Source organism: Streptosporangium sp. NPDC006013, assembly GCF_040614275.1.
Classification (GTDB): Bacteria; Actinomycetota; Actinomycetes; order Streptosporangiales; family Streptosporangiaceae; genus Streptosporangium.
Genome location: NZ_JBEXUE010000035.1, coordinates 1 through 25,564, shown reverse-complemented (window position 1 = coordinate 25,564; position 25,564 = coordinate 1). Strand labels below are relative to the sequence as shown.

General features: G+C 68.5%; 23 protein-coding genes and 1 pseudogene. 11 read left to right on the top strand and 13 right to left on the bottom strand.

The features are described 5' to 3' along the window. Positions 1-597: 597 nt before the first annotated feature. A complete protein-coding gene (locus tag ABZ260_RS08355; RefSeq protein ID WP_355614339.1) occupies positions 598-1,191 on the top strand; it encodes a hypothetical protein in 594 nt (197 codons plus the stop codon). A gap of 518 nt (positions 1,192-1,709) precedes the next feature. Here ABZ260_RS08355 and ABZ260_RS08350 read toward each other — a convergent pair. From ABZ260_RS08350 to ABZ260_RS08340, 3 genes are all read right to left on the bottom strand, one after another. After that, the gene (locus ABZ260_RS08350) at positions 1,710-2,585 is read right to left on the bottom strand and encodes an SDR family NAD(P)-dependent oxidoreductase (protein ID WP_355614336.1); all 876 of its coding nucleotides are present in this window, start codon (positions 2,583-2,585) and stop codon (positions 1,710-1,712) included. 126 nt (positions 2,586-2,711) lie between these two features. Next, positions 2,712-4,199 (bottom strand): MFS transporter, encoded by a 1,488-nt coding sequence (locus ABZ260_RS08345; protein WP_355614333.1) that lies wholly within the window; start codon positions 4,197-4,199, stop codon positions 2,712-2,714. A gap of 92 nt (positions 4,200-4,291) precedes the next feature. After that, positions 4,292-4,738 carry an Rrf2 family transcriptional regulator gene (locus ABZ260_RS08340; RefSeq protein ID WP_355614330.1) on the bottom strand — a complete coding sequence of 149 codons (447 nt, stop codon included), beginning with the start codon at positions 4,736-4,738 and terminating at the stop codon, positions 4,292-4,294. Positions 4,739-5,240: 502 nt separating this feature from the next. On the opposite strand from ABZ260_RS08340, the gene ABZ260_RS08335 reads away from it, so the two are divergent. After that, positions 5,241-5,768 (top strand): N-acetyltransferase family protein, encoded by a 528-nt coding sequence (locus ABZ260_RS08335; protein WP_355614327.1) that lies wholly within the window; start codon positions 5,241-5,243, stop codon positions 5,766-5,768. A gap of 935 nt (positions 5,769-6,703) precedes the next feature. On the opposite strand, the gene ABZ260_RS08330 is transcribed toward ABZ260_RS08335, so the two are convergent. The 4 genes from ABZ260_RS08330 to trxA all read right to left on the bottom strand — a co-directional run bounded on the left by ABZ260_RS08330 (position 6,704) and on the right by trxA (position 10,634). Further along, positions 6,704-7,855: a glutathione-independent formaldehyde dehydrogenase gene (locus ABZ260_RS08330; protein ID WP_350953749.1), complete on the bottom strand. Its 1,152-nt coding sequence runs from the start codon at positions 7,853-7,855 to the stop codon at positions 6,704-6,706. Positions 7,856-8,059: 204 nt separating this feature from the next. Further along, the gene (locus ABZ260_RS08325; protein ID WP_355614323.1) at positions 8,060-8,509 is read right to left on the bottom strand and encodes a DUF1931 family protein; all 450 of its coding nucleotides are present in this window, start codon (positions 8,507-8,509) and stop codon (positions 8,060-8,062) included. A gap of 27 nt (positions 8,510-8,536) precedes the next feature. Continuing rightward, complete coding sequence (locus ABZ260_RS08320) at positions 8,537-10,207, bottom strand: FAD-dependent oxidoreductase (protein WP_355614320.1); 1,671 nt, start codon at positions 10,205-10,207, stop codon at positions 8,537-8,539. Further along, positions 10,191-10,634 carry a thioredoxin gene (trxA, locus tag ABZ260_RS08315; protein WP_355614317.1) on the bottom strand — a complete coding sequence of 148 codons (444 nt, stop codon included), beginning with the start codon at positions 10,632-10,634 and terminating at the stop codon, positions 10,191-10,193. Before trxA ends, ABZ260_RS08320 begins: the two co-directional genes overlap by 17 nt. A gap of 684 nt (positions 10,635-11,318) precedes the next feature. Here trxA and ABZ260_RS08310 point away from each other — a divergent pair. Then, positions 11,319-11,801 carry a hypothetical protein gene (locus ABZ260_RS08310; protein ID WP_355614314.1) on the top strand — a complete coding sequence of 161 codons (483 nt, stop codon included), beginning with the start codon at positions 11,319-11,321 and terminating at the stop codon, positions 11,799-11,801. A gap of 251 nt (positions 11,802-12,052) precedes the next feature. On the opposite strand, the gene ABZ260_RS08305 is transcribed toward ABZ260_RS08310, so the two are convergent. Next, a complete protein-coding gene (locus ABZ260_RS08305; RefSeq protein ID WP_355614311.1) occupies positions 12,053-12,352 on the bottom strand; it encodes a helix-turn-helix transcriptional regulator in 300 nt (99 codons plus the stop codon). 182 nt (positions 12,353-12,534) lie between these two features. Here ABZ260_RS08305 and ABZ260_RS08300 point away from each other — a divergent pair, with 182 nt between their 5' ends. The 4 genes and pseudogenes from ABZ260_RS08300 (at position 12,535) to ABZ260_RS08285 (ending at position 14,709) form a co-directional block, all read left to right on the top strand. Then, positions 12,535-12,708, top strand: coding sequence for a hypothetical protein (locus ABZ260_RS08300; RefSeq protein ID WP_355614308.1), 174 nt, complete (start codon positions 12,535-12,537; stop codon positions 12,706-12,708). Further along, the gene (locus ABZ260_RS08295; protein WP_355614384.1) at positions 12,647-13,204 is read left to right on the top strand and encodes an NUDIX domain-containing protein; all 558 of its coding nucleotides are present in this window, start codon (positions 12,647-12,649) and stop codon (positions 13,202-13,204) included. Before ABZ260_RS08300 ends, ABZ260_RS08295 begins: the two co-directional genes overlap by 62 nt. 73 nt (positions 13,205-13,277) lie before the next feature. Next, positions 13,278-13,676: a hypothetical protein gene (locus tag ABZ260_RS08290; RefSeq protein ID WP_355614305.1), complete on the top strand. Its 399-nt coding sequence runs from the start codon at positions 13,278-13,280 to the stop codon at positions 13,674-13,676. Between the two features lie 85 nt (positions 13,677-13,761). Next, positions 13,762-14,709: pseudogene (locus tag ABZ260_RS08285) on the top strand (DUF5996 family protein). Positions 14,710-14,835: 126 nt separating this feature from the next. Here the strand turns inward: ABZ260_RS08285 and ABZ260_RS08280 are convergent. The 3 genes from ABZ260_RS08280 to ABZ260_RS08270 all read right to left on the bottom strand — a co-directional run bounded on the left by ABZ260_RS08280 (position 14,836) and on the right by ABZ260_RS08270 (position 19,908). Continuing rightward, complete coding sequence (locus ABZ260_RS08280; RefSeq protein ID WP_355614381.1) at positions 14,836-17,601, bottom strand: AAA family ATPase; 2,766 nt, start codon at positions 17,599-17,601, stop codon at positions 14,836-14,838. Between the two features lie 201 nt (positions 17,602-17,802). After that, on the bottom strand, positions 17,803-19,122 hold the full coding sequence (locus ABZ260_RS08275) for a glutaminase (protein ID WP_355614302.1): 1,320 nt from the start codon (positions 19,120-19,122) through the stop codon (positions 17,803-17,805). A 408-nt stretch (positions 19,123-19,530) separates the two neighbouring features. Continuing rightward, entirely contained in the window at positions 19,531-19,908 is a 378-nt protein-coding gene (locus tag ABZ260_RS08270) for a hypothetical protein (RefSeq protein WP_355614299.1), read from the bottom strand. Positions 19,909-20,144: 236 nt separating this feature from the next. Here ABZ260_RS08270 and ABZ260_RS08265 point away from each other — a divergent pair, with 236 nt between their 5' ends. Next, a complete protein-coding gene (locus tag ABZ260_RS08265; protein ID WP_355614296.1) occupies positions 20,145-20,291 on the top strand; it encodes a DUF4180 domain-containing protein in 147 nt (48 codons plus the stop codon). 120 nt (positions 20,292-20,411) lie between these two features. After that, complete coding sequence (locus tag ABZ260_RS08260; protein WP_355614293.1) at positions 20,412-21,251, top strand: alpha/beta hydrolase; 840 nt, start codon at positions 20,412-20,414, stop codon at positions 21,249-21,251. Between the two features lie 349 nt (positions 21,252-21,600). Here ABZ260_RS08260 and ABZ260_RS08255 read toward each other — a convergent pair whose 3' ends face one another. Beyond that, positions 21,601-22,209 (bottom strand): TetR-like C-terminal domain-containing protein, encoded by a 609-nt coding sequence (locus ABZ260_RS08255; protein WP_355614289.1) that lies wholly within the window; start codon positions 22,207-22,209, stop codon positions 21,601-21,603. An 84-nt stretch (positions 22,210-22,293) separates the two neighbouring features. Between ABZ260_RS08255 and ABZ260_RS08250 the strand changes: the two genes are divergently transcribed. Then, the gene (locus ABZ260_RS08250) at positions 22,294-23,466 is read left to right on the top strand and encodes a DUF418 domain-containing protein (protein WP_355614286.1); all 1,173 of its coding nucleotides are present in this window, start codon (positions 22,294-22,296) and stop codon (positions 23,464-23,466) included. 316 nt (positions 23,467-23,782) lie between these two features. On the opposite strand, the gene ABZ260_RS08245 is transcribed toward ABZ260_RS08250, so the two are convergent. Beyond that, positions 23,783-24,715, bottom strand: coding sequence for an NmrA family NAD(P)-binding protein (locus tag ABZ260_RS08245; protein ID WP_355614283.1), 933 nt, complete (start codon positions 24,713-24,715; stop codon positions 23,783-23,785). Positions 24,716-24,778: 63 nt separating this feature from the next. Here ABZ260_RS08245 and ABZ260_RS08240 point away from each other — a divergent pair, with 63 nt between their 5' ends. After that, on the top strand, positions 24,779-25,393 hold the full coding sequence (locus ABZ260_RS08240; RefSeq protein ID WP_355614280.1) for a TetR family transcriptional regulator: 615 nt from the start codon (positions 24,779-24,781) through the stop codon (positions 25,391-25,393). Positions 25,394-25,564: the final 171 nt, after the last annotated feature.

Genomic DNA, 25,564 nt, shown 5'->3' with positions numbered 1-25,564 from the left:
CACCCCGCCCAAGCACCTCATCACCGACGACTGGTGATCGACGATCACTTGGAAGAGAGCCTTGCCCTTACGTGTCTGACGCGAGCGGCACAGTGGGTCAGCCGACGCGGCGTAGGGCATCGGCGAGGCTCGCCAGGCCGACCGGTTCGAGGTCCAGGGCGGGGTGATCAGACGAGATCTCGTCAACTGCCACTGCCCAAACGTCGACGCCAGGACGACGACAACCGGTCCACGACCTACGGCACTGCTACGCGACCTGGCTCGTCTCCGAGGGCGTCCCGTCAACGACGTGGCGGGACTCATCGGGCACGAACAGATCTCGACCACGCTCAACCGCCACACACACGCCTCACGCGACCGCAACGACAGGGCTCGCGCGGTGTTCGCTGACTTCTCCCTGGCCTCGTTCCCGGAGGTCCTACCCATAGACCAACAATCCTCCGCTGACGAATCAGCCACGTAGCCCGAACACGGTGAAGACCCGATTCCACGAGCTGGAGTCGGGTCTTTCGGTCTCTCGCCCCACGAGGGGCTATAACGGCGAGAAGAAGCACCACATGAGCGTGTTTCGTCTCTGACTTCCATCACAATGATCATGTGATCGACTACTACCGCAGTTTCTTCGAGCGGCATCAGTGGCTGGAGGACGGACTCACCTGGACCGTGGCGCAACCCCTCAACGAAGAGATCACGGTTGACGACCTCCTGCGGCAACTGAACGGAGGCCGCGATCCCGAGCGGCGCGTCATGGAATATCCCCGAGAGGAGGCCGGAGACGAGGACCGGCCCGTCCTCCTCGTCTCCGAAGGAGAAGGAACCTGGGGCTTCCTCGAACTCGCCTACGGCTTCGGCCTGTCCGACCGCGTCCTCACCGCCCTCAGCACCGAGTCACGCGTGTGGATGGTGACCTGGCACTTCAACGGGGGTTACACGATCCTCCACGCGGCCGGCGGCGAGATCAGAGCGCGGATGCACAATTTCCTTTCCACCCAGTACGCCGTTGAGGAAGGCGATCCAACTGTCCTGGCCGACTTTCGCGCCATGCTCGCCTGCCTCGATCCAGAGGATTACAGCGGTAAGCGCAGCGCGGCGTTCGCCTTCATCGAGACGGCCACCGGCATGAGCCTGGAGAGCGAGTGGCCGGACGTGGAGGATGCCCCCGTCGTCATCCTCGACAACCCCGGTGCCTGACCCAGTCATCGGCTGACCCCCTCGTCACAGCGCGGCAGTTCACCCGCTCCGAGAACGTCCGCTGACCTTTCGCTGACTCCAGCCTCGGAGCCCTCAGCGGACACCGCACCGCGCGATCCCGGCCACCAACGACCTGCACGCCACCTGAGCAGCAAAAAGGCCCGGTTCCATGATCTGGAATCGGGCCTTTCGTCTTGTGGGCTGTTCACGAGCGACCTTGAGCTGGGGCGAAATTGCCCACGCGAAGATCGCTCCCCGCGCAGGCAGTGATCGTTTCCCAGGGTGGGTTCCACCCGGGGACAGCCTGGAGGCCGGGCGGCGGCCGGAGTGCTGTCCGGTCCGGGGACGTGGAGGAGACCATGGCCGGCACCGCACCTCAGACATTGCTCCGAAGACGGTGGCCCACCGGATCGGATACATGTCGGAATTCGCCGTCGGCGCCGCCTTCGAACGAGAGCACGGCCTGACACCAGGTGCCTACCGACGACGTGACCGCCGAGTCGGGCGAGGACGGACCGTCATGGCACATCGCCCTGCGGGCCGCCGTTGAGCATTGCTCCGGCAATCATCTTGCTGCGCAGCAACTCCCGCGTGAGGGCGTCCAGCCGCGCCGCGGCGCCCTTGTCAAAGGACAGGTGCAGGAGGCTGATACGTCTACTCTCCACAAAGGCGCTCAGTGGTTCGCGGGGCGGAGTGTTGATAATTGCGATGATCGGGACGATCCCCACCTCAACCGGCTGCGCGATCCTCTTCATTTCGGCGACATAGGCCGCGGTGGAAGCGTCGAACTCACCCGCGAAACCGGTCCGTGTTCCGCCGGGGAACAGGAGCACATAGCGAGTACGGTATCCGCGATGCTCGGCGGCGAACGAGACCCCGAGGAGGTCGTTCAGCTTCCCGCCCTGGAACATGGCCGACCAGCCGTCGTAGCCGTGTTCCATCCCGAGGTCATCCCACTGGATGCTCCCCGCGCTCACACCGGGGCCGGCGACGTTCATGACGACAGGGTCGTCGGCCTTCTCCATCAGGTCGACCAGGCCGTATCCGAGCAGGAACCGGCTCAGATAGTACAGCGCGAAATTGTGCTCGAACCCTTCGGAGGTCACCGTGCGATAGGAACGGAAGTATCGCGCGCACAGCACGAGAACGTCCACTACCGCGAACCTGGCTTTGATTTCCCCGATGACTCGTTGGTTTTCGCTGACGAGGCTAAGGTCCGCGCGTATGAAGAAGGCCCGGCCGCCGGCACCTTCCTTCTCCGCCGCGTCGAGAAACCTCTTCCCCTTCGCTGGATCTTTACCGATGACGATCACTTGGTCGCCCCGGTCGAGGTAGGTGTATGCGAGCGCCTCCCCGATACCCGAGGTGCCTCCTGACACAACAATCGTTTTCAACGTGATCCTCCTCTGAATACAGGTCTCGGAATACAAGTCGCCGTCCGGAAACCCCGTCGCACCGACTCGGGAACGTAGGCGACGTCTAGTTCCTGGCCGTCACCGGTCGTCTCGGTGATTCTGTGATCATGGGCTACCGGCGGTTTCCCGACCCGCGTCCCGGTGGGCCTTGTCCGCGTCACGGGACGGCGTGGCCGCGGGGGCTGCCGCGGGACGCATCCGGAACGCGACGATCAACGTGGGGACGACGACCACGGCCATGGCCAGGAAGGCGTCGGAGAAGGCGGCGCCTTCCTGGCCATGGCCGGGGTACAGGGGGTTGATGGCGCCGCTGCCGCTCTGCTGCCTCGCGGTCACCAGGACACCGAACAGGGCCGGGCCGGTGCCGGCGCCGAGGAACTGGGCTCCTTGGAGGATCCCGAGGCCGACGCCGACCTGGTCGGCCGGCAACACGCTCGCCGCGGCGCTGATGATCGGGGTCATCACGAAGATGAAGCCGACACTGAGCCCGAGGATCCCGACCCCCGCGGGGATCACCGACGTGCCTCCGGTGAAGGTGGAAAGGAACAGGGCGAACAGCCCCATGACCGCGAGGCCGGTCAGCACCAGGGGCCGGGTGCCGATGCGGTCGGCGAGGCGACCGATCAACGGCGAGACGACGGCGACGGCGGCCCCGGCCGGGATCATGACCAGGGCGCCTGCCCCCGGTTCGAGACCGTTGACGTCGACCACCAGCAGCGGAACGAACACCAGGCCGCCGAGGTTGACGATCATGGCCAGGAACGCAACGACGACCGCCGTCCGGTAGACCCGGTTGGTGAACAGCGCGGGCGGGACGAACGGCTGCGCGACGCGGACGGTGCGCCACCCGAAGAGCGCGATCGCCACGACCGCCACCACGAGGCTGCCCCAGGACGAGGGCGCGGCAAAGCCGGCGACCTGTGCCTGGGTCATGCCGAACAGGACCAGCCCGGCGCCGAGGCCCAGGAGGATGCCACCGGGAAGGTCGAACCGGCCCGCACCCACCGGAGCCTCGCCCGGTAGCACGCGCGATGCCGCGGGAAGCAGGACCAGCGCGACCACGAGCATGAGCCAGAACAGCGCGGGCCATCCGAGGAACTGGCCGATCCCGCCGCCGATGGCCGGTCCGGCGGCGGTGCCGATACCCGCGGCCGCGGAGACGACGCCGATCCCCATTCCTCGCCTGTCCGCCGGCATCAACCTGGTGACGGCGATGATCGAGAGTACGGGTATCGCGGCCGCGCCCACCCCCATCACGATCCGGCCGAGTACGAGCACGAGGAGATCTGAGGCGAGCGCGCAGATCAGGCTCCCGGCGGCGTAGGTCAGCAGGGCGAAACAGAAGAGACGCCGCAGGCTCACCCGGTCGGAGACGCGGCCGTAGAGAGGGATGCCGATCGAGAACATCAGCAGGAAGCCGGTGACGACCCACGCGAGTTCCGCCTCGGAGGCCCCGAACTCCGCTCCGATCGACGGGAGCATGAGATTGACCATGTCGCTGGCGATGACCGTTGCGAGCATCGCCGGCATGAGCACCGCCAATAGGGCCGGCCCTGAGCCGGTTCGTTCGGTGGTGGTTGAGGTGGGTGCCATTCGATGCATCCTCCGCGCGACACTTACTGCCACTTCCATAGTTACAGTTAGGGTAGAAAAAGGGCGGAGGACTCGCCTCCGCCACTGCTCAGCTAGCGATTCGGTAACGCGAGTTCACGCTCGATGTCCAGCACCCGCTGGAGCAGGTGGGCGATGGTCGTTCGGCCGAGCCGTTCTTCCATGGCCCGTTCCGCGTCCCGGAACTCCACCTCAAGCAGGGCCTGGATGTTGCGCCCAACCTCGCACGTCTCGCTGGGTGGATGGGCGTGCCGCGACAGGATCGGCCCCGCCTCGACCGCACCGTACGCGTCATAGAGCGTGATCTCGCGCGGAGCGCGGGCGAGGGACCAGCCGCCACCGCGCCCCTCGGTGGACCACACCAGGCCGGCGTCCCGCAGGCTGCCGAGGATGCGCCGCACGAGGACCGGATTGCTCGCCAGACTGTCCGCGATCTCCGCGGAGGTCAGCGAGCGCTCACCCCAGCGCGCCAACATCGTGAGCGCGTGAATCGCGACCGCGCTCCTGCTGCTGACACCCACTGCGCCCCCTACGCGATCCACCACGACACCGATCAACTGCAATTAAGCTAGTTGCAGTTCGATCGCTCGTCAATCCGACCCTGATGCGCAACCGGCGCAACCGCAGGGTGCGAGGCCTGGCCGGCCCCTCGTTGGCCGCACCCGTCGCCAACGTTGGCGGGCCTCGGGCCGACCGTTGCTCCGGCTCCGGCTCCCAAACCAGGACGAACCCGATTCGGAAACCCTTGAAACAACAAGATCCCGCCTGATCGTGATGATCAGACGGGATCCCGTCAACTACAGCCCAGCCGTTTCAAGAACGGCCCCTGGCGGGCTGTTCACGAGTGGGGTTCACCTGGTGCGCAGGAAGGCTTGAGAAGATCGCTTCCCGTCCGGGAGTTGATCGTTTCCCAGGCAGTGGCCGTGTGAGATGAGCGGTCCCGTCGTCTTCTTGTTGGTGGTGTGCGGGCGGGCTGAACTCCGGCGGTAGTGAAGCAGGCTCGGTTTGACCAGAATGTGGCGCATGAACGATGTGCGCACGCTTGATGGTTCAGGTTCTATTGAGGTTGCGATGGGGGATGAGGGCGATCTTCCCGGAATCGTTGCGCTTCTCAACGATGTGGCGGCGCATTCGATTGCGTCTTTCGACGCTCGGCCAATCACGGTGGATGAGCGGCGCGCCTGGTTCGAACGGTTCTCCTCCACTGGCCCGTACCGGCTGCTCGTGGCTCGGCGAGGCGGTCAGGTGGTGGGGTATGCGTGCAGTCAGCGTTATCGGGATCACGACGCCTTCCGGGAGACGGTTGAGCTCAGCGTCGCGATCGATGCCGGTTGTCGCGGCTTGGGGGTGGGAACGTCGATGTATCGGGCCCTGTTTGACAGCATTGCCGATGAGCCGATCCATGTGGCGGTGGTAGGTATCGCCATGCCCAACGATGCATCGGTGGCGTTGCATCGGAAGTTCGGCTTCACAGAGGTCGGGACGTTCCACGAGTACGCCGCCAAGAACGGTCAGTACATCAGTTCGTTGTGGATGGAGCGTCTTCTTTGACGGCCGCTCGCCGTGGCACGCGCCTGCGGTGATCTTGCCGGTCATGGCGTCTTTCGCCGTAGATCATCTTGCAGTCTTGGGGGTCAGCGATGCCCTTGCCGCCCACAGTGTGGAGTTGCAGCTATGCATTCAGTAACGTGACGGTCGCGAGACTGCCATGAGAGAGGCGATGGTGACGTCGCTGCTGACAACCACTTCCTCGACCAGTGGCGCCACATCCACCAGCCCCCAGACAAGCCCGACGCACCCGCTGACAACCTCGAAACTCCAGCAGAGCCCGTCGACCGCACGCCACTCATGGGCCGGAGCAGGCCACCACCCGCCCCATGAGCCGCAAACCAGATAACCGTGACGCAGCACCCAGCCCGGCGTCGGCTTCGCCCTGCCCAGCGACGCGAACTCGGACCTCCACCAGCGGCCTGACACCACCCGGGCCTCTCCAGGCACCAGCTCCACAGGTCCCAAACCAGGGCGAACCTGATTCGGAAACCTCTGAAACGACAAGATCCCGCCTGATCGCGATGATCAGACGGGATCCCGTCAACTACAGCCCAGCCGTTTCAAGAACGGCCCCTTGGTGGGGTGTTCACGAGTAGGTCTGGCCTGGGGCGCTGAAGGTGGCTCGAAGATCGCTTCCCGAGATGGCCGTGATCGTTTCCCGGCCGAGCCCCCGAGGTTTCAGCGTGCCGCCTCGGGCATACGGACCGTTGGTACGGATGTGGTTGCTCCAGCCACTCACTGGTCAGCCTTGCGCCTGCGGTCTGGTCGATGACCGCGAGAATGGCGGCTCGCCAGTCGTAGTCCTCGTCACGCTCCTCGAACTCGACGAAGAAGTCCGTCATCGCCTGCGGTCGCGGCCATTGGCCGATGCCGGCATGGTCTTCCGGGCGCCGTGATGGTGTGCGCCATCGCGGCGGTGGTCCGGGCGCTGCGTGTCAGTTGAGCTCGCCGGGATGGATGACGACCTTGGTCCAGCCGAGATCCCTCCGGTCGAAGTGCTCGTAGCCGTCCGGTGCGTCGTCCAGGTTCAGTTCATGCGAGACGACCCAGGACGGCCGGGCCTTCCCTTCGTGGATGAGCGTGCGGAGCTGCCGGTTGTAGCGCTTCACGTTGCACTGGCCGTTGCCGATCATCTGGCCCTTGAACCAGAACATCCCGTAGTCGAAGGCGATCTCGCCCTGCTTGAAGAGATCGTCCGGGCTGCCGGGGTCCGACGGGATGAAGACGCCGACGACGCCGATGGTCCCGGTGAACTTGACCGATCTGACGAGGTCGTTGAGCGTCATGTTGGGGTGCTCGTGCCCCTGTGGGTCGTGGGCCTGGTAGCCCACGCACTCGCAGCCCCGGTCGGCGCCCAAACCCTTGGTGAGCTCCATGACCTGATCGACCGGTGGCGACTGGGAGTCGTCGATCGCGATCGCGCCGATCTCCTCGGCTTTGGCGAGCCGGTCGGGGTGGCGGTCGACGACCATCACCTTGCTCGCGCTCTTGAGCGTGGCGGAGTAGGCGGCCATCAGCCCGACGGGCCCCGCTCCGTAGATCACGACCGAGTCGCCCGCCTCCACCTGGGCGAGTTGAGTCGCGTGCCAGCCGGTCGGCCAGATGTCGGCGAGCATCACGTAGTCGTTCTGCTTCTCCTTCGCGTCGTCCGGGAGGACGAGGCAGTTGAAGTCGCCGTACGGCACGCGCAACAACTCGGCCTGGCCGCCGTTGTAGGGCCCCATGTCCGCGAAGCCGTAGGCCGCCCCGGCCATGCCCGGCTCGGGATTGGTGGTGAGGCAGTAGGCCGTCAGGCCCTTTTCGCAGTTCGCGCAGAAGCCGCACGAGATATTGAACGGGATGCAGACCACGTCGCCGACGCGGACGCGGTCGACGGCCGGTCCGACCTCGACCACTTCGCCGAGGTTCTCGTGACCGAGGACGCGGCCCGTCTCGAAGTCGGTCCGGCCTTCGTACATGTGCAGGTCCGACCCGCAGATGTTGGTCGTGGTGATGCGAACCAGGACATCGGTGGGCCGCTCTATGCGCGCGTCCGGGACTTCCTCGACGTTGACCTGTCGAGGTCCGTTGTACACGATCGCTTTCATGATTTCCTCGCATGCGGTTGATTGCGAAGGATCGCCTTACCCGCCAGAGACGGGGCGAGAGGTTCTACGCCGTACAGCAGGTCAACTGTTCGTTCCTCCTTCCTTGCTCGCCGCGGCCGCGCCCCTGGGAGGGCTCGGCGCCGGATTCACCGGGCGTCCGGGGCGGGCCGTTCAGAGCTGATCGCCGAGGCCGTCCCGGCCGCCTCAGAGCAGCAGGTCGAAGACACGTGTCGTGCGTTCCCACTGCTCGGTCGCGGGGTTCTTCACATCCGGATCCACGATCTTGAAAGCTTGAGCCAGTGCCACTGACAGGCCGCCGACGATCTCGGGCAGGCGTCCGACGGTCTCCTCGCCGATCGACAGGTCGAGTGGAGGCAGCGTGGCGAGCTGCTCCAGGATGGGTTTCAGCTCGATGTCCTCGTCGAGGAGGCGGAATCGGTGGATGCTCTCTTGGAGGCCCTTGGTGACGGGTAAATCCCAGGGGTCGATGATGTCGCGACGGTTCGCCTTGGCGTGGGCCTGGCCGATCATCAGAAGGTCGTAGAGCTTGTCGTTCACGAAGTCGCCGTAGCGCCGGAGGTCGTCCTTGTCGACATCGACACCTGCGGCGCTGCGGAAGAAGCGTTCGAATCTCGGCACCGCCATGACAGCCATGGAGGTCTCCTTCCTTCCGGCCTGGAGTCACTCTCCGGCCTGGAGGTAGTCGTGGATCAGCCGTACGGCCATGGCGCCTTCACCGACCGCCGCGGCCACCCGCTTGATCGACCCGCTCCGCACGTCCCCGGCCGCGAACACGCCCGCCCTGCTCGTCTCCAGCGGAAACGGCCGGCCGGCGGAGTCGGGCGTGCCTTCCTTGCCGGACCGGGTGGCGTCCGCGCCCGTCAGGATGTAGCCCCGCGGGTCGAGCGCGATCTCGTCGGCCAGCCAGGCGGTGTACGGCTCCGCGCCGATGAAGATGAACATCGCGCGGGCCTCGATCGTGGAACGCTCGCCGGTGACGTTGTTCTCGGCGATGACCGCGGCGAGCCTCTCTTCCCCCATCAGCTCCCGGACCTCGGTGTTCGGCATGATCTGGATCTGGGAGTGCCGTTCGATCTCGACGGCCAGGTAGCGGGACATGTTCCTGGACAGCGCGTCCTCGCGCACGAGCAGCCGGACGCAGGCGGCGTGCCGGGCCAGGAACAGGGCAGCCTGGCCGGCCGAGTTGCCTCCGCCCACGACGACGATCGGATCCCGCTCGCACATCTGGGCTTCGAACATGGTCGCCGCGTAGTAGACGCTCGTGGGCTCGAACCTTTCCAGGTTCCCGACGTCGAGCCTCCGGTAGCGGACGCCGGTCGCGACGATCAGGGTGCGCGCGTGGATCGTGCCGCCCTCCCCTACGGTGACGATGTGATCGCCCGCGTCCAGGCGCAGTCCGCACGCCTGTGCGGGGACGCAGAAACGCGCGCCGAACTTGCCGGCCTGGATCGCCGCCCGCTCCGCCAGTTCGCCGCCGGAGATCCCGGACGGGAAGCCGAGGTAGTTCTCGATCCGCGAGGAGGTGCCCGCCTGGCCGCCCGTCGCGACATCGTCCAGGACCGTCGTCGCGAGGCCCTCCGACGCCCCGTAGACCGCCGCCGCCAGCCCCGCCGGCCCGGCCCCGATGACGAGCAGGTCGCATCGGGTCTCCTGCACCCGTGGTGCGAGGAGCCCGACCGCCCGGGCCAGCTCCGCGTTGCTCGGGTTGCGAAGCACCCTCTCGCCACCCCAGATCACGACCGGGGTCTCCTGCGGGGTGACGCCCATGCTCCGCAGGAACCGCTCCGTCTCCTCGTCCTGCTCCAGGTCGATCCACCGGTGCGGCAGCCGGTTGCGTGCCGCGAACTCCCGCAGCCGTCGGGAGTCGGCCGAGAAGCGGGAGCCGATGATGCGGAAGCCCGCCCCCAGTCCGATGAGCATCGTGCGGCGGATGAGGTAGGCCCGCAGGATGAGGTCGCCGAGTGCCGGATCCCCGGCGACCAGGCGGCGGAGCGCGTCCGCCGGCACGGCGAGAACCTCGCCGTCCTCGGCCACCACGCCGGTGACGAAGCCCACCTGGCCGGTGAGCACGTTGAGCTCTCCCAGGAACCGGCCTGCCCCGTGGACGCCGATCACCTGGTCGTCCGCTCCGAATCCCTCGACCGTCGCCACCTTGCCGGCCAGGATCGCGAAGAACTCGGTGCACGGAAGACCCTCCGCGTACAGGACCTCGTCCCGGCGGGTGCGGCGCCGCTCGCCGTGCGGGGCCAGCGCCTGGAGCTGCGCGTCGCTCAGCCGCGGGTAGGCCCCCTGCGGGTCCGGCGTCTCGGAAAGCTCAGGCGGCCAGCGCATCGTCCACCCATTCGCGTAGGGCGGGAGCCGGCGCCGCGCCCGATCGCCGGGTGAGGACCCGGCCCTGATCGATCACGACAAGGGTCGGGATGGCCTGTACGGTGAAGCGCTCCGAGAGCCGGGGCGCTTCGTCCACGTTCACCTTCACCAGCTTCAGGCGACCGGCAAGATCGGCCGCGACCTGCTCCAACGCCGGGCTGACCATGCGGCACGGGCCGCACCAAGGTGCCCAGAAGTCGACGACCACCGGGATCCGGGCCGCCTCGACGACCTCGCTGAAGTCGTCGTCCCCGGCCTCGGTGACCCAGGGAAGCGGCTGGTGGCAGTCGCCGCACCGCGGGATTCCTGAGGCGGCCCTGGGCAGCCGGTTCCTCCGTCCGCATTTCGAGCATTGGACGACGCTCGCGTCCTTGGTCTGTGACCGCATGGTCAGACCTCCGGATTCCCCTACGTCATCGAGGGTGTGCCGCCGGTCAGTGCGACATGGATGACCGCCCCGTCGAGGGCGTCGCCGGCGACCGGTTCGCCGGTCTCGGCGGCCGCTCGGTGACGAGCCGCCGCTCAGCCTCCTCCACATCCCCAAGCTATCTCCGCCGCCAAAGGCGCTTTGCAGCACCCCCCAACGCTGACCAGCGGCTATCCCCGCGTGTGATCCCTTTCTGCCATATCGGGGTGCCGTTAACGAACGTGTCACCAGCCGTCAACCGAGTCGATCACCCAGACCAGGCAGCGCTTCTCCCAGGAGAGAGTGAGGTGGAAGCCCCGGTCTCCACGGCGTCAAACCCGGCAACTCCGTACTCAGGATCGTCGATCACACGGGAACGGTCCGGTTGGACGATCGCCGCCGCACGATCCGCAGCCCGGTAGCACTCGCAGAAGACGCTCATGCCAGCGATCCTGGTCCGGCGCGCACGACAGGGCAACTGCTCGGGCGTACCTGCCTGGTGACCCTTGAAGGCTTCGCTCGAGCTTCCCACAGTGCCGACAAGCAAGGATCTTGAAGTGTGCTAGTGACTGTCAGTGCTGTGCCGTTTACAGTGTGGAGTTGTTGGTCGCATGGCGTGAATGCGGCAGGCGGGTATGACTGCTTCTCCCGTGGGAGGCGATGGCGATGTCACTGTTGGAACGTGTGACCCAAGCCGAGGCGACCGCACGGCAGCAGGCGGACGAACTGCGGGCGCAACTGGCCGCCGTCGAAGAGCAACTGCGCCGACTGGCAATCACCCGTGAGACTCTGACGGAGTTCGCCGACGACTACCCCAGCGAAACCGACACGGCCGCAGACGACGGCGTGGTCATCGAGGAGCCGTCCGGCTCGGCCCGTAGCGATCTCGCTGACGAGCCGCCACGCCTGCCGCCCCTACGGGGCTTCCGGCGGCAGGTGGTGGCGTTTCTGGCCACAGCCGAGGAGCCCATGCGGGCGCGGGAGATCGCGCAGGCCATCGGTAAGCCGGATACCCGCTCGCAGGTGGAGGGGATGCGCTCCCGGCTGCAACGACTGGTGAGCGACGGCTGGCTACGGCGCGAAGCGGACGGACTTTATGCGATCGCCTCCAATATCAACGGGCACGCGCCCAGCTGGGAGGCCGTTTGACCGCCGATATGTGATCACGGCCCCTGCCGTGAACAAATTGGTGCCGCCGAGATTAGGCCCTCGGCGGCACCCGGGTTGCGTGAGCGCCCAGCAGAACTAACCGACAGTGGCTCCCGCATTCCCGAGAGTAACCTGAACGAGGTGTCTTGGGGAGACGTCGAGCCCCGATTTCGCCTGCCCTGCCATCGGCAGGGTCGCGGCGGGAAGGACCGACGATGCCCTCACCAGGGCGAAACCGAGCTCGTCCCGAGTCAGCTTCCCTTCGGCCTGGCGGGCGGATCAGGCCACAACCGGATGCCCAGCCCGGCCTCCAACTGGGCGATGGTGGCCACGTCGGGCCAGCATCGGCCGACGGCCACGTCGTTGACGGTCTGCCGGTTCACCCCGGACACCTCAGCCAGGCGGCGGAAACTCAGCCCCCGCTCGGCCATCACGTTCTGCAGAGCGGCGGCGATGGCGGCCGGATGACCGGACAGGTCCGCGTGGGGCCAGTTCTCCGGGTCCTCGGCCAGCTCCCGGGGAGAGCGGGACCGCGCGCGTCCTCCGACCATGACAAACGGATCCTTTCGGTGGATGTCGTCGCGCTGCCTGGGAGGACATCCTGACTCAAGCCACAGACCGGCCCGGCGATGCCTTCGTCTTCCGGCCCGGGCGCGCCTCCCTGCACGCCAAGAACCTGTTCAGCTCCTGGACGGCCCGCCACCGGCCGACCGGCGGACTGCCCTCCCTGTCGGTGCGCCGACTGCGTTCCTCCTGGATCGCCGAACTGCTGGGCGCGCGGATCGATTTGCGAGTGGTGGCCGCCGCGGCCGGGATGAGCACCTCCGCACTGGCCCGCTACCAGCATTTCGTCCCCGCTTTGGACGAGCTCACCGCGGTCGCGCTGCTGCGCGGCCGCGGCAGGTGAGTACGGCGAAGCCACGCGCCTGGCCGCCGCGCACCACCCGAGCCCGAGCCACCCGACCCCGGCCTCCCACCAAACAGACGGCACAAATCCCCGACGCCATCACCAGCCACTACACCCGCCTGCTGGGCGACTCCGGCATCATGACGTTGATCGACGCCGAACTCAGCCCACGCCCCGGACCGGCGGCAAGGTCGAGATCGACGGCGCCGGAGCCGATGTCCTGGAGGAGACCGCGCGCCGGGAGGTAGCGGAGGAGATCGGCGTCGACGTGGCAGAAGTCGTACTCACCTACGTGGAGAGCGGGTTCTTCATGACGGACGACGGCGATCCGGTGATCAATGTGGTGTTTCGCGGTGAGCTGCCGGCGCACGCTCAGCCCATCGCCGCCTCAGCACAGGAAGTGGCCGGACTCATCTGGCTCACCGTCGCCGAAGCCGAAGCGAACGCGAACTGCCCGTCGTGGGTTCTGCGCAGCCTACGACGCGCGGCGTCATAGAACGGTCGCGGTAGCAACCGCGCTCCTTCTCCCGAACCGGGTCCTCTGCATCGGCGCCAACGCCATCACCACCTTGAAACCCCTGGCCGCGCTCAGCTTCCCCACCACCTTCGCCGTCGTCGACCGCGCCTACACCGACCAAGACGCCGCATGTGGCCGTTCCAGAGAAATCGGCGTGCTCGACCCGCACCGCCGCTTCGGCGGTGTCCATGGCGGCGAGCAGCGCGGAGGTGGGGTGGGCGGCCTCGTGGCCGCGCTCGGCGAGAGCACCAGGTGGTCCAGTGCCTCGTGCGGGCGACCGGCCAACAGCGCCACCCCGAACAGCACCATCCTCCACCTCGGCCTCCTGCGCCGGGCCACGGTGGTGCGACCGATAGGTGATGGCAATCGACCGCCCCTCATCGATCACGACGACCGACCGATTGACCGACCGATCCGGCGGGGGCCACGGCGCCCGATACTAGGCGCGTGAGCCACCCCGCACGCGCCGCTGTGCTCAAGGAGAAGACGGTTCCTTCGCCACCCCCTGGTAACAGCGCACAAGAATGTGAGGACCGATGATCAGACCGGCGACGATGAGTTGGCCGAGCCTGCGGGTCTCGGACTGGACCGCCACCCGCGAGACCCTGCACATGTGGACCCAGATCGTGGGCAAGGTCCGCATGGCCCACACTCCGCTGGTCAACCACTGGTGGCAGGTGACCTTGTACGTCAGCCCGCGCGGGTTGACGACGTCGGCGATCCCGCACCGCACGGGGGCCTTCGAGATCGAGTTCGACTTCGTCGGTCACCGGCTAGAGGTCCGCAGCGACGGCGGCGTGCGGAGCCTCCCGCTCCGGCCGATGCCGGTCGCCGAGTTCTACACCCGGATCCTGGACATGCTCGACCAGCTCGGGATCGAGGCATCGATCCGGCCGCACCCCAACGAGGTCGAGCCGGCGATCCCCTTCGCCGAGGACTACGTCCACGCCTCCTACGACGGCGAGGCGGCCGCCCTGTTCTGGCGACAGCTGCTGCAGGCGAACCGAGTGATCGGCGAGTTCCGGGCGCATTTCGTCGGCAAGGTCAGTCCGGTGCACTTCTTCTGGGGCGCGATGGATCTCGCCTGCACCCGATTCTCCGGGCGGACAGCTCCGCCGCACCCCGGCGGAGCGCCCAACTGCGGGGACTGGGTCATGGTCGAGGGCTACTCCCGGGAACTGTCCAGCTGCGGATTCTGGCCCGGCGGTGGTGAGGAAGGCGCCTTCTACTCCTACGCCTACCCCGCACCCGAAGGGTTCGCCGATCAGCCGATCGGCCCCGACGGCGCGTACTTCAGCACCGAGTTCCAGTAGTTCCTGCTGCCCTACGAGGCCGCCCGCGCCGCACCCGACCCGGACCGCGCGGTCGCAGAGTTCCTTCGCACCACCTACGAAGCCGCCGCGAACCGCGGACACTGGGACCGCTCCGCGCTGGAAGACAACCCCTCCCGGTGGCACGGAACCTCTGCGACCACGCGGCCGTGAGCCGGATGGCGGCTGCGGTCCGTGGGAACCGCCCCGAGAACGACTACGAAGTCGGCCGGCGACGGCCGGATCCCGATCGCGAACCGGCAGATCGGGGCACGGGAGGTGGCCTCGCCTCCGAAGATCTCACCGGTCGAGGTCGGCAGAGCTGAGCCGCAGGTCGCCCGCGAAGTCGATCCGGGCCAGGTCGGCGCGGGAGGCGATGCCGAGCTTGGGGTAGACGTTGGCCAGGTGGTGGCCGACCGTGCGTGGGCTGATCAGCAGCTGTGCCGCGATCTCCCGGTTGGTCAGACGCTCCGCGGCCAGCCGCGCGACCCGCAGTTCCTGCGCGGTCAGCCCGGCCGCGGCCGGAGGACCGGGCACACGACGCGCGGCCGGCCATTCGGCCAGAGCCTGCTCGCGCAAGGCCCGCGCCCGCAGTGGTTCCGCGCCCAGGCGGTCGAAGACCTCGGCGGCCCCGGCGAGCTGGAGCCGGGCGTCGGCCCGGCGGCGTGCCCGCCGCAACCATTCCCCGTACAGCAGCCGGGTGCGGGCGTACTCGAACGGATGGTCCCCCGCACCCTCCACCTCAAGGGCCGCCCGGTACGAGGCCTCGGCCGCCGATCCACCCTGGACGAGGGCCCGGAGACGGTGGCCGGCCGCACGGGCCCAGGTCGCGCCCGTACGCTGCCCCCACGCCTCGACCAGGGCGACCTTGGGCTCGACGATGTCGGTGCGGCCGACCTGCACCGCCGCCTCGACGGTGTCCGCGGCGGCGAGCAGCGCGCAGGTGGGGTGAGCGGCCTCGTGGCCGGGCTCGGCGAGAGCCACCAGGTGGCTCAGCGCCTCCTGTGGACGACCGTCGAACAGCGCCGCCCGGCCGCGGTGCCAGTAGGCCGCCGCGCTGAGCACTCGCACCCCACGCGGAACCGAGACCTGCAGGACCCGTGTGGTGTGCTCGTCGACGGCGCGGCCGTCACCACGGGCAGCGGCCAACGACCCCAGGGACGCGTGGCACTGCGTGGCCAGGTGATCCGCCCCGACCTCCTCTGCCAGCCGCAGCCCCTCGGCCAACGCGGTCTCGGCAGCATGCCACCGGCCTGCGGCGATGTCGAGGACCGCGGTCTGGGAAAGCACGATCGCCAGCGCGGTGAGCTCGTGCCGGCGCCGCAGCTGTACGGCCTGTACGCGCAGTACGTCGAGCAGCCTGCCCTCGATCCCCCAGGCCTGGACCAACGGCACGGGCGGGAGCAGCTCCCATGCGGCTGTGCCGAGCCGACCGACCGTGTCGCCGGCCATGTCCGGGGTGGTCGGGGTGACCTCACCGGTCTGGTCGTAGCAGGACCACCAGTTCCGCAGCACGGGCAGCAGCTCCGACAAGGCGGGATCATCGTCGGTGTTCACGGCCCGCACCTGCTGTAGTGCCTCCTGCTGGAGGTCGGGCCGACCGGCCGACCACGCGGCGCGGACCGCCACCGTGCCCAGCTCCACCGCGCGGCGGGTCTCGGGGACCACGGCCATGTCGCAGACCAGGTAGCGGTGGGCACGCTCGGGCATGCCGTGGGAGAACTCGAGGATCCCGCGCAGCCCGCCGCTCAGCCGGGCGACGGGAACCACACCGCCCAGGTGCTCCGCGTCCCCGAGCAACTGCCGCGCCGCCTCGGCGTGGCCGACGTCCCACGCGGCGCGGGCGGCAGCGGCCAGCCGGCGCGCAGCCGCAGCCGACGTCGGCGACAGCTCCGCTGCCCGACGCAGCGTGCGAGCCGCCATCGGACCCGCGCCGCGTCGCAGGCACTGCTCGGCGGCCTGCTCCAGCAGTGTGGCGATGTCCTCATCCGGCCCGTCGGCGGCGGCGGCCAGGTGCCAGGCCCGTTCCCCGGTGGCATCCGTCGGCAGGGCGGCGGCCAGCGCCCGGTGCACGGCCTGCCGGTCCAGGAAGGGGGCGCCGTCGTAGATCGCCGCCCGGATCAGCGGGTGCCGGAACTCCAGCCGGGCCCCCGAGGCGCGGATCAGACCGGAGCGCAGAGCCTCGTCCCAGGTGGACGTGTCGACACCCCATCCGGACCCGGCACGGTGCATGACGTGCCGGTCGCCCCGGTCCTCGGCGGCGGCCAGCAGCAGGAGCGCCCGGGTCGACGGTTTCAGTGCCTCGGCCCGCGTGCGGAACGCCTGCCGCAACCGTGGCCCGACCGGCATCGGTTCCCCGGACAGCAGGAGGGGCGCCTCGCCACCGGTCTCGCGATCGAGGGTGGGCAGCTCGTGCAGCGCCAACGGGTTGCCCCCCGCCGCCCGGACCGTGCGGTCGACAAGCGCCTCGTCGGCGTCCGGCACGACGGCGTTGACCAACCGGCGCGCGTCGTCGTCGGCCAGGCCCACCACCTCCAGCGCCGGCAACCCCTCCCACGGCCCCGAGGCGGGATCCTCGTGTCCGGTGAGCAGGACCGCGACCGGCTCCGTCGCCACTCGGCGCGCGAGGAAGCCCAGGCAGTGCGCGGTCGCCTCGTCGACCCATTGGGCGTCGTCCACCACAACGAGCACCGGTCGCTCCCGAGCGAGATCGCTGACCAGCGAGAGCACGGCCGCGCCGATGAGGAACCGGTTGGTCGTGTCCCGGCTCAGTCCCAGCGCCCCGCGCAACGCCGCGGCCTGCGGAGCGGCGAGCGTCTCCAGCCGATCCATGACGGGCCACAGCAGCTCGTGCAGCGCCGCGAACGCGAGCCCCGCCTCCATCCGAGTGCCCCGGCACCGCAGCACCGTCGCGTCGGACGCCGCCTCGACGGCGTGCTCGATCAGGGCGGTCTTGCCGATGCCCGGCTCACCCCACAGCACGAGCCCTGAGCCCGCGCCATCCGCCATCCGAGCCAGCAGCGCCTCGAGAACCGTGGTCTCGGCGCGCCGCCCGAACAGCTCCATGTCCACCCCAGAATCTCGCGCCAGACCGCGGTGGTACGGCCGTTTCGAGGCTATAACACGTTCTGCCCGTAGCCGGGTGACCGATTCGCCGGCCGATCCGGCGAGGGCCGCGGCGCCCGCTTACGCGCACGGCGACCATCTCGGGCGTCCGCGGCGACGTTCTCCGACGCACGGACACGTGCGACCGGCTCACCGCTTATGTCATGCCTCCCTTGAACGACTGCTGCCCTGGACCACCGTGCGCGGTGGGCTCACGGCTTCTTCGACATCGCCTATCACCGTGACTCGGCCACCGTCACCGGGATCGGGGTCGGGGATGATCGATTCCGGGTCGACGAGATAGACCTCGTGTCCGTCCAGCGTGAGCCGACGCGCGACTTCCAGCAGCATGCGCCGTGACACGTCGTCGATCGAATAGACCATCGTGAGGTCCAAAGCCACCCTGGCTTCTGCGGGCGCGGTGTCCACGGTCTCTCGAACCACTCTCTCGGCTCCGGCGAAACGGATCCCACCTTGCAGTTGGAAGACCCGGATCGCGTTCGGTCCGCTGCCGACGACGTGATTGGATCGCACGACCGCACGCGCGGCGGCCGGAACCTCCATCACGTGCAGCCCCATATCGGAGGAGAATCGTTCGAACAGCGATACTCCCCGAACGCTGTTCCCGTGGGGATCCAGTCGTGGTGAGAACGTGGCGATGCCGATCTGGCCGGGGAGCGCGCCGATCAGGCCCCCGGCCACGCCGCTCTTCGCCGGAATGCCGACCTGGGTCGCCCAGTCGCCGGCCGCGTCATACATTCCGCAGGTGGCCATGACGCTCAGCACCTGGCGCACCACCGGTTCGCGTATCACCTGCTCACCCGTGAGAGGGTTCACCCCTCGGTTGGCCAGCGTCGCGGCCATCATGGCCAGATCTCGCGCGGTGACGAGCACGGAGCATTGGCGGATGTAGCCGTCGACGACGGCTCTCGGGTCTTCGGTGAGGATGTCGTGGCTGCGGAGCATGTATGCGATGGCGAGGCTGCGGTGCGCGTGCTCCATCTCTGAGGCGCACACCGCCTCATCCATCTTCAGCCGACGACCGGCGAAGGCCGAAAGGCCGTGGACCACGCGCTCCACGCGCTCTGTCGGATTCAGGTCCTCCGAGCCGGCCAGCGAGTGGGCGGTGATCGCGCCAGCGTTGATCATGGGATTGAGCGGGCGCCCGGTATCACTCTCGAGGGAGATCTCGTTGAATGCCTCTCCCGATGGCTCGACACCGACTTTGGCGAGCACGGGATCGAATCCGCGATCGGACAGGGCCAGCGCATACGTGAACGGCTTGGAGATCGATTGGATCGTGAACTCGACATCGATGTCACCGGCACCGTAGACCGCGCCGTCGACCATGGCGAAGACCGCGCCGAGGCGCTCGGGATCCGCTGCCGCGAGCTCGGGAATGTACCCTGCTGGCTCTCCGGAGGTGTCCGACTTCACGGCTCCGAGTACCTCGGCCAGATAGTCGGGAATGACTGACCGCATTCTTCCTCCTCCATACGGATGTGCGACCTCCGCGCCGTGACATCAGCGCCGCGGCCATCATCCTGCGGGTACCTTCCGGCATCCGTAGACGCCTCACCGGATCACAACGTCGACGGGTGATCGATCGGCTCTCATGACCCGCTCCGTGCGGCGCACGTGACCGGTGCGATGTCGGCAGGTGCCGGTCGCGGAACACCCCGCCATTCGCGGCAAAGCCCTGCGTAGCCGGTTAGGACGTCTCCCGCGACGTGAACGACACTACGGCCATTCGAGGGGTGTCCAAGACATGTACGGACGCGGGACGATAGGGATCGTCTATCGACTCGGCGAAGGCGGTCGGAGCCGCCCGAGCGATGTCGCAAGTCGCGGAGTCACTCGAACGTCGACACCGCGCCGACGTGCCCGCTGCTACGCGGTCAGCGTCACCACCAGGAACACCACTCCCAGCAGCAGCGCGGTCGGCGTCATCACCAAGCGCTCGAACTTACTGCGCGACAACAGGTTCAGCACCGAACCCAGCGCCAGGTAAACCACGATCACCCACATCCCGATCGTCAACAGCGGCTCGCCGATGATCGACACCAGGCCGGCCTTACTCAGCAGGAACAGCGCGAACACAGCGTAGATCAAGACCGCGACCACGCTCCCGATCCGCAGGTTTCGAGGCAGCACGTCGTGCTGGCCGCCCCAGACGAAGCGGCCCAAGGGCGCTCCGGCGGCAAGGGCGATCTGGAGGGCGGCGAGTACGGCGAGCAGGATCAGGCCTGTGATCGCAAAGGCAGGCATGGCTTGACGCTACCGGGTCTCGGGGGGCGGCGGACATTCCCGATGGGCCTCCCGGGAAACGACCTCCAAAGCCCTGCATGACGGGGCCGACGTTGAGGACGACCGGGACCGGATGTGAGCGTGCCCGACCGGACCTCTACCGGCAAAACCTGGCTGGAGGATCGGATCGCGAGGTGACCCTGCTTGACCTTGACACAGTGAGAAGGCTTTCACTGCTGCCGAGGAGGTGGTCTCCCATGCTCGAACGGGACGTGATGGCGGCGCCCGCGGCACGCCTGCGAGAACGTTTCTTCTCGCAGGGCTTCAGTTTCGCGGGCGAGCTCACGCGGAAGGTCGTCACCTACCGACTGGAGCCCGTGATCGTCGGCGACCTCTCCTCATAGCTGGACATCCGGCGGACGGTTCCGCCCTGCGCGCTCGTCGGCGCGTCGAACAGGTCCGGCCACGTGCGGCTCGTTCCACATTTCAACGCGCTCGACGCGCGAGGAGGGGTGCAATCCGTCATGACCATGATCTACAAGTCCGAGGCCGGTGAACGCGAGCTCCGCGACCACTACCGGCAGGTGCTGGAGGCCTGGCCGGTTCCCGCCGAGCACCTACGGGTGCCGACGCGCGAGGGCGAGACCTTCGTCCTGGCCTGCGGCCCGAAGGACGCGCCGCCCCTGGTGCTGCTGCACGGCTCGGGCGCGAACACGTCGATGTGGCGAGGAGATATCGCCACCTGGTCTCAGTACTTCCGCACCTACGCCGTCGACCTCGTCGGCGAGCCGGGCCTGAGCGCGCCCTCGCGCCCTGCCCTGGACTCTGATGCGGTATCACTCTGGCTGGACGACGTACGGGAAGGACTCCAGATCACCGACGCCGCGTTCGTCGGCACGTCTCTGGGCGGCTGGACGGCCCTGGACTACGCCATCCGCCGTCCAGAGCGAGTGACCCGCCTGGTGCTGATGTGCCCCGGCGGCGTGGGACGGCAGAAGGTCGGCTGGATCTTCAAGTCCCTGCTCACCCGCCCGTTCCGACGCGATGGACTACGCGAGTCGGCGATGGCCGTCGCGGGACTGGACGGAGAGAGGGACCGGCAGGCGCTCGACGCCGTCGTCCTGACGTTCACGCACTTCAACCCGCGCCGGGAAAAACTCCCGGTATTCCCCGATGAGGCGTTGCGCGGTCTCACCATGCCCGTACTCGTCATCGTTGGTGGCCACGACGCCATGCTCGACTCCCACCAGACCGCCCGGCGTGTCCGTGAGTGCATCCCGCACTCGACCGTGAACCTGCTCCCCGAGGCCGGTCACGCCATCTTCGGCCAGGCCGAGCCGATCGCCGAGTTCCTCCGGGCCTGAGGCGAACGGCGACCGACCGGCCGACATCGTTCGCGGTCAAGGGCATGGCCCGGCCCTAGGTCGCGCGGCGCGAATCGGCCGTCGCCGCGGTAGGGGCGACGCCTCACCCATGCGAGGGTTCGCACACGACCTGCCCCACACCTGCGCACCGTCGCCACGCCCGAGGTCGTGAATCGCTCCTCTGCCCGGCCCGCAGCGAGAAACCTCGACCACACATCGACTCGGACAACACACCGGCGTTCGCCATCTCGTTCGCGACCGGTTCGCAGCCAGGGAGACGGCGGCGGTCACGCCACGCGCACCGGGGCCTGGCATCGGTTCGACCGCGGGAGAGCGCCGTTCTCCGAGTTCACGCTCGCGGTGCTCGCGGGCCGAGCCCGATCGCGGGCAGGATCGCCTGGTCGACGATCGCCGCGAGGTCCTCGTCGGTGGGCGGTGCTCCGGCATCGATCAGGTGCTTGGTGACGAGGGCCTCGCCGATGCCGGCCACGACCGGAGTGAGCAGTTCGGCAGGGAAACGGCCCCGGTCGGCGTAGTGCTGCAGCACGGTGCGGGTGAACGTGCCGCCCCGGCCGGCGAAGACCCGTTCGAACAGGGCCTCGGACATCAGCGCGGCACTCCTCGGGTCGGTGAGGATGGCCGCGACGGCGCGACCCGCCGGGCTGAGGGCCCACTCGACCATGAGACGCAGGGCGCGGATCAGGTCGCCGCGCAGGTCGTCGGCCCCCGGGGTCGACTTCTCGACCGGGTGCTGGTGGTAGAGCGCGTCGAGGAGCACCTCGATCGGATCCGACCAGCGACGGTAGAGGGTGGTGCGGGGCGTGGCCGCGCGCCGGGCGATGCCGTCCATGGTCAGTCGCCCCGCACCGACCTCCAGCACCTCTTCCAGTACGGCGTCGTGGATGGCCCTGATCAGCTCTTTGCCGCGCCGACGCGTACGGGCGTTGTAGTCACTCATCACCGTTCCCCTTGATTAGCTACAACCATGTAGCTTATCTTGAGGATTAGCTACAACTATGTATCTAATTCCGAGGGGACAACCATGTCCGTCGCCCCACCGGCTCCCGTTCAAGGGGCCACTCCCATCGTCCAGCGCGCGCTCGCGCCCGATCTCGCGCGCGGGCTGATGCTGCTCCTCATCGCCTTGGCCCACGCGCACATGTACCTGTCAGGCCACGAGACGGGCTTCCGCGGCTACACACTCGACGGCGACGTCCCAGACCGGCTGGTCGCCGGGGTGCAGATCCTGCTGGTGGACGGACGGGCGCTGCCCATGTTCGCCGCCCTGTTCGGTTACGGCCTGGTGCAACTCGCCAACCGGCGGCTCGCCACGGGCGGGAGCTGGCCACAGGTGCGCAAAGTGCTGCGCCGCCGGAGCCTGTGGCTGCTGGCGTTCGGGTTCTGCCACGCGCTGCTGCTGTTCTTCGGTGACATCCTCGGGGCGTACGGGCTGGTGGGGCTCGTGCTCGTCGGTTTCATCCGGCGCGAGGACAGGGCCGTGCTGCGGGCCGCCGCCGTCGGACTGATGCTGCATGTCGTGGTGGTGGTCGGCTTCGGACTGCTCACCGTCTCCGCGCCGAAGGGCGACACACCCGCCGCCCTGGCGGACCCGATCGAAGCGACCGTGATGCGGCTCATCGGATGGTCCGGAATGACGCCCACATTCTTCGCCGCCAGCGTGGCGCCGGCCTTCCTGTTCGGGATCTGGGCGGCCCGGCGCCACGTGCTGGAGGACCCCGCCACGCACCGGGACCTGCTCTCCCGGGTCGCCGCCACGGGTCTCGGACTGGCCGTCGTCGGCGGAGCGCCGTTGATGCTGATCGACATCCGGATCTGGGCGCCGTCGGACATGGTCGCCGTATCGATGTACGCGCTGCACAGCGTGACGGGCATCGCCGGCGGGCTCGCGTACGCGGCGATCGTCGGGCTCGCCGCCGACCGGATGGGGCCTGGCCGTCCCGGTCCGGTCGTCAGAGCCCTCGCCGCGTGCGGTCAGTGGTCGCTGACCTGCTATCTCCTCCAGTCGGTGATCTTCGTGGCGGTGTTCGCACCGTACGCCGGAGGGCTCGGCGCGCATGTCGGTGACGCCGCGGCGTCCGGCATAGCCGTGGTGACCTGGCTGACCACCGTGGTACTCGCCGCGCTGCTCGCGCCCGGCGGGCGAAGGGGTCCGGCTGAGACCGCGCTGCGGCGTCTCACCTACGGGCGTCGATGACCCACCGGTACGTCGAGCACCCCGGCCTGGCCACCCGCGGCCAGCCGAGGTGACACCGGCACCGCGAAAGGCGCCCCCCGATCTCTCGGAAGCGGCCTTAGCTTGGTGAGGTGTCCGAACACTTCGGCGCGAGCCCTCACCCTTCGTGGCGGGGGACGTACTCCGCTGTCAGGGCGATGACGGAAGGGCTGAACGGCCGTCTCGTCCGCGACTCCCGAACCAGGGCGAACCTGATTCTGCCTGATCGCGATGATCAGACGGGATCCCGTCGACTTCGGTCCGGCCGCTCCAGGAACACCCTCGGTGGGATATCGATTCATCGGGTGGGGTTCCCGGTGAACGACGTGGCGTGGTCGGTGACCCACTGGCGGAAGGTTCGCGCCGGCCTTCCGAGGAGGTCGGACACCGTCGAGGTGACGTATGCCGGGCGTCCCATCGTGGCGTTCCACGCCGCCAGGAGCATGTCCACGGCCGGGCGCGAGGCTTCCGGGGTCTCGCGCCGGAAGTCGTCGGGCGACCGTTCCTCGAACGTCAGCCGGCGGCCCAGCACATCTCCGATGACGCGTACCTGTTCGGCCTGGGTGAGCGACTCGGGGCCGGTCAGGACGTAGTCGCCGTTGGCGTGTCCGCCCTCGCGCAGGATACGCGCGACGACCGCGGCCACGTCCCGATCGTCGACCGGAGCCGTCTCGGCCGCGCCGTACGGCCAGCGGACCACGCCGTCGCCACGGATCGCGGCGGACCACCAGAACAGGGCGTTCGACGCGAACATCCCCGGCCGGACGATCGTCGAGTCGAGTCCGGCGGCCGCGATGAGCCGCTCGATCTCGGCGTGCAGCGCCGCCATCGGGTTCGGTTGCCGGAAGAACGGGTGCGGGGTCCGGTGCGGTGCGGACAGGTAGACGACCCGCTGTGCGTGGGCGGCCAGCCGGTCGACGACGGCCGCCGCGGTCCGCGGCGGGGCGGTCCAGACCAGGAAGACCGTGCCGACGGCGTGCAGCGCGGCGTCGAGCGATTCGGGCACCGTGAGATCGCCGGTGACGATCTCGACGCCGGCGGGCAGCGTCGCCGCCGACTCGGAGCGGCGCACGAGGGCACGGACCGGCACGTCCGCGTCGGCCAGCAGGTCGACCACGGCACGGCCGATGCGGCCGGTCGCCCCGGTGACGAGCACCCGAGGCCTTCCCGCGGATGTCATGGCAACCTCGCCGTCGTCGACGGGGTGCGGCGGGGTGTCTGTCTGTTCCATGGGCGCCATCTTTTCGTTACCGAGTTAAAAACACAACCCAGTAATAAATGTTACCCTGACGGGGTGAGCGAGCCGGTCGGGCTGAGGGCCCGCAAGAAGGTACGAACCCGGGACGCGATCGCCGAGGCGGCGATCTCGCTGTTCCTCGCGCACGGATTCGACCAGGTATCGGTGTCCGACATCGCCGCGACGGCCGAGGTGTCGAAACCGACGCTGTTCCGCTACTTCGCCACCAAGGAAGACCTGATCCTGCACCGCTTCGCCGACCACAACGGTGAGGCCGCACGCGTGGTCCGCGACCGGCCCCCCGGTATCGCGCCGACAGCGGCGCTGCACCGGCATTTCCTGGCCGGCCTCGATCGCTTCGAGCCGGTCACCGGCCTCAACGACCACCCCGAGGTGGTGGCGTTCCATCGGCTGGTCTTCACCACCCCAACCCTGGCGGGACGGCTCCTGCAGTACATGCTCGACGACGAGGACGCGTTGGCCGCCGCCCTCGACCCGGGTGTCCGGGGCCGGCTGCAGGCCGCCCAGGTGATCGCGGTTCAACGCGTACTGGCCAGGACCAACTGGCAGAAGATCGCCGACGGGCGGACCGCACGCGATGTGCGCCCCGAGGCGATCGCCGACGCAGAGCACGCCTTCGCCCGGCTGTGCCACGCGACGAGCAACCTCTAACCCGCTGCGCCCGCACAACTCGCACGAGCCGAAACCAGCCCGCCCGGCGGCCACAGGACCTCGGAAACGACGAGATCCCGCGACCGATCTGCTCGGCGTCGGCGATCCGACCCGTCTCGACCCCGCGGTGACCTGGCGGCCCAGAGCCGGACGCAACCGGCTACGGGTGCC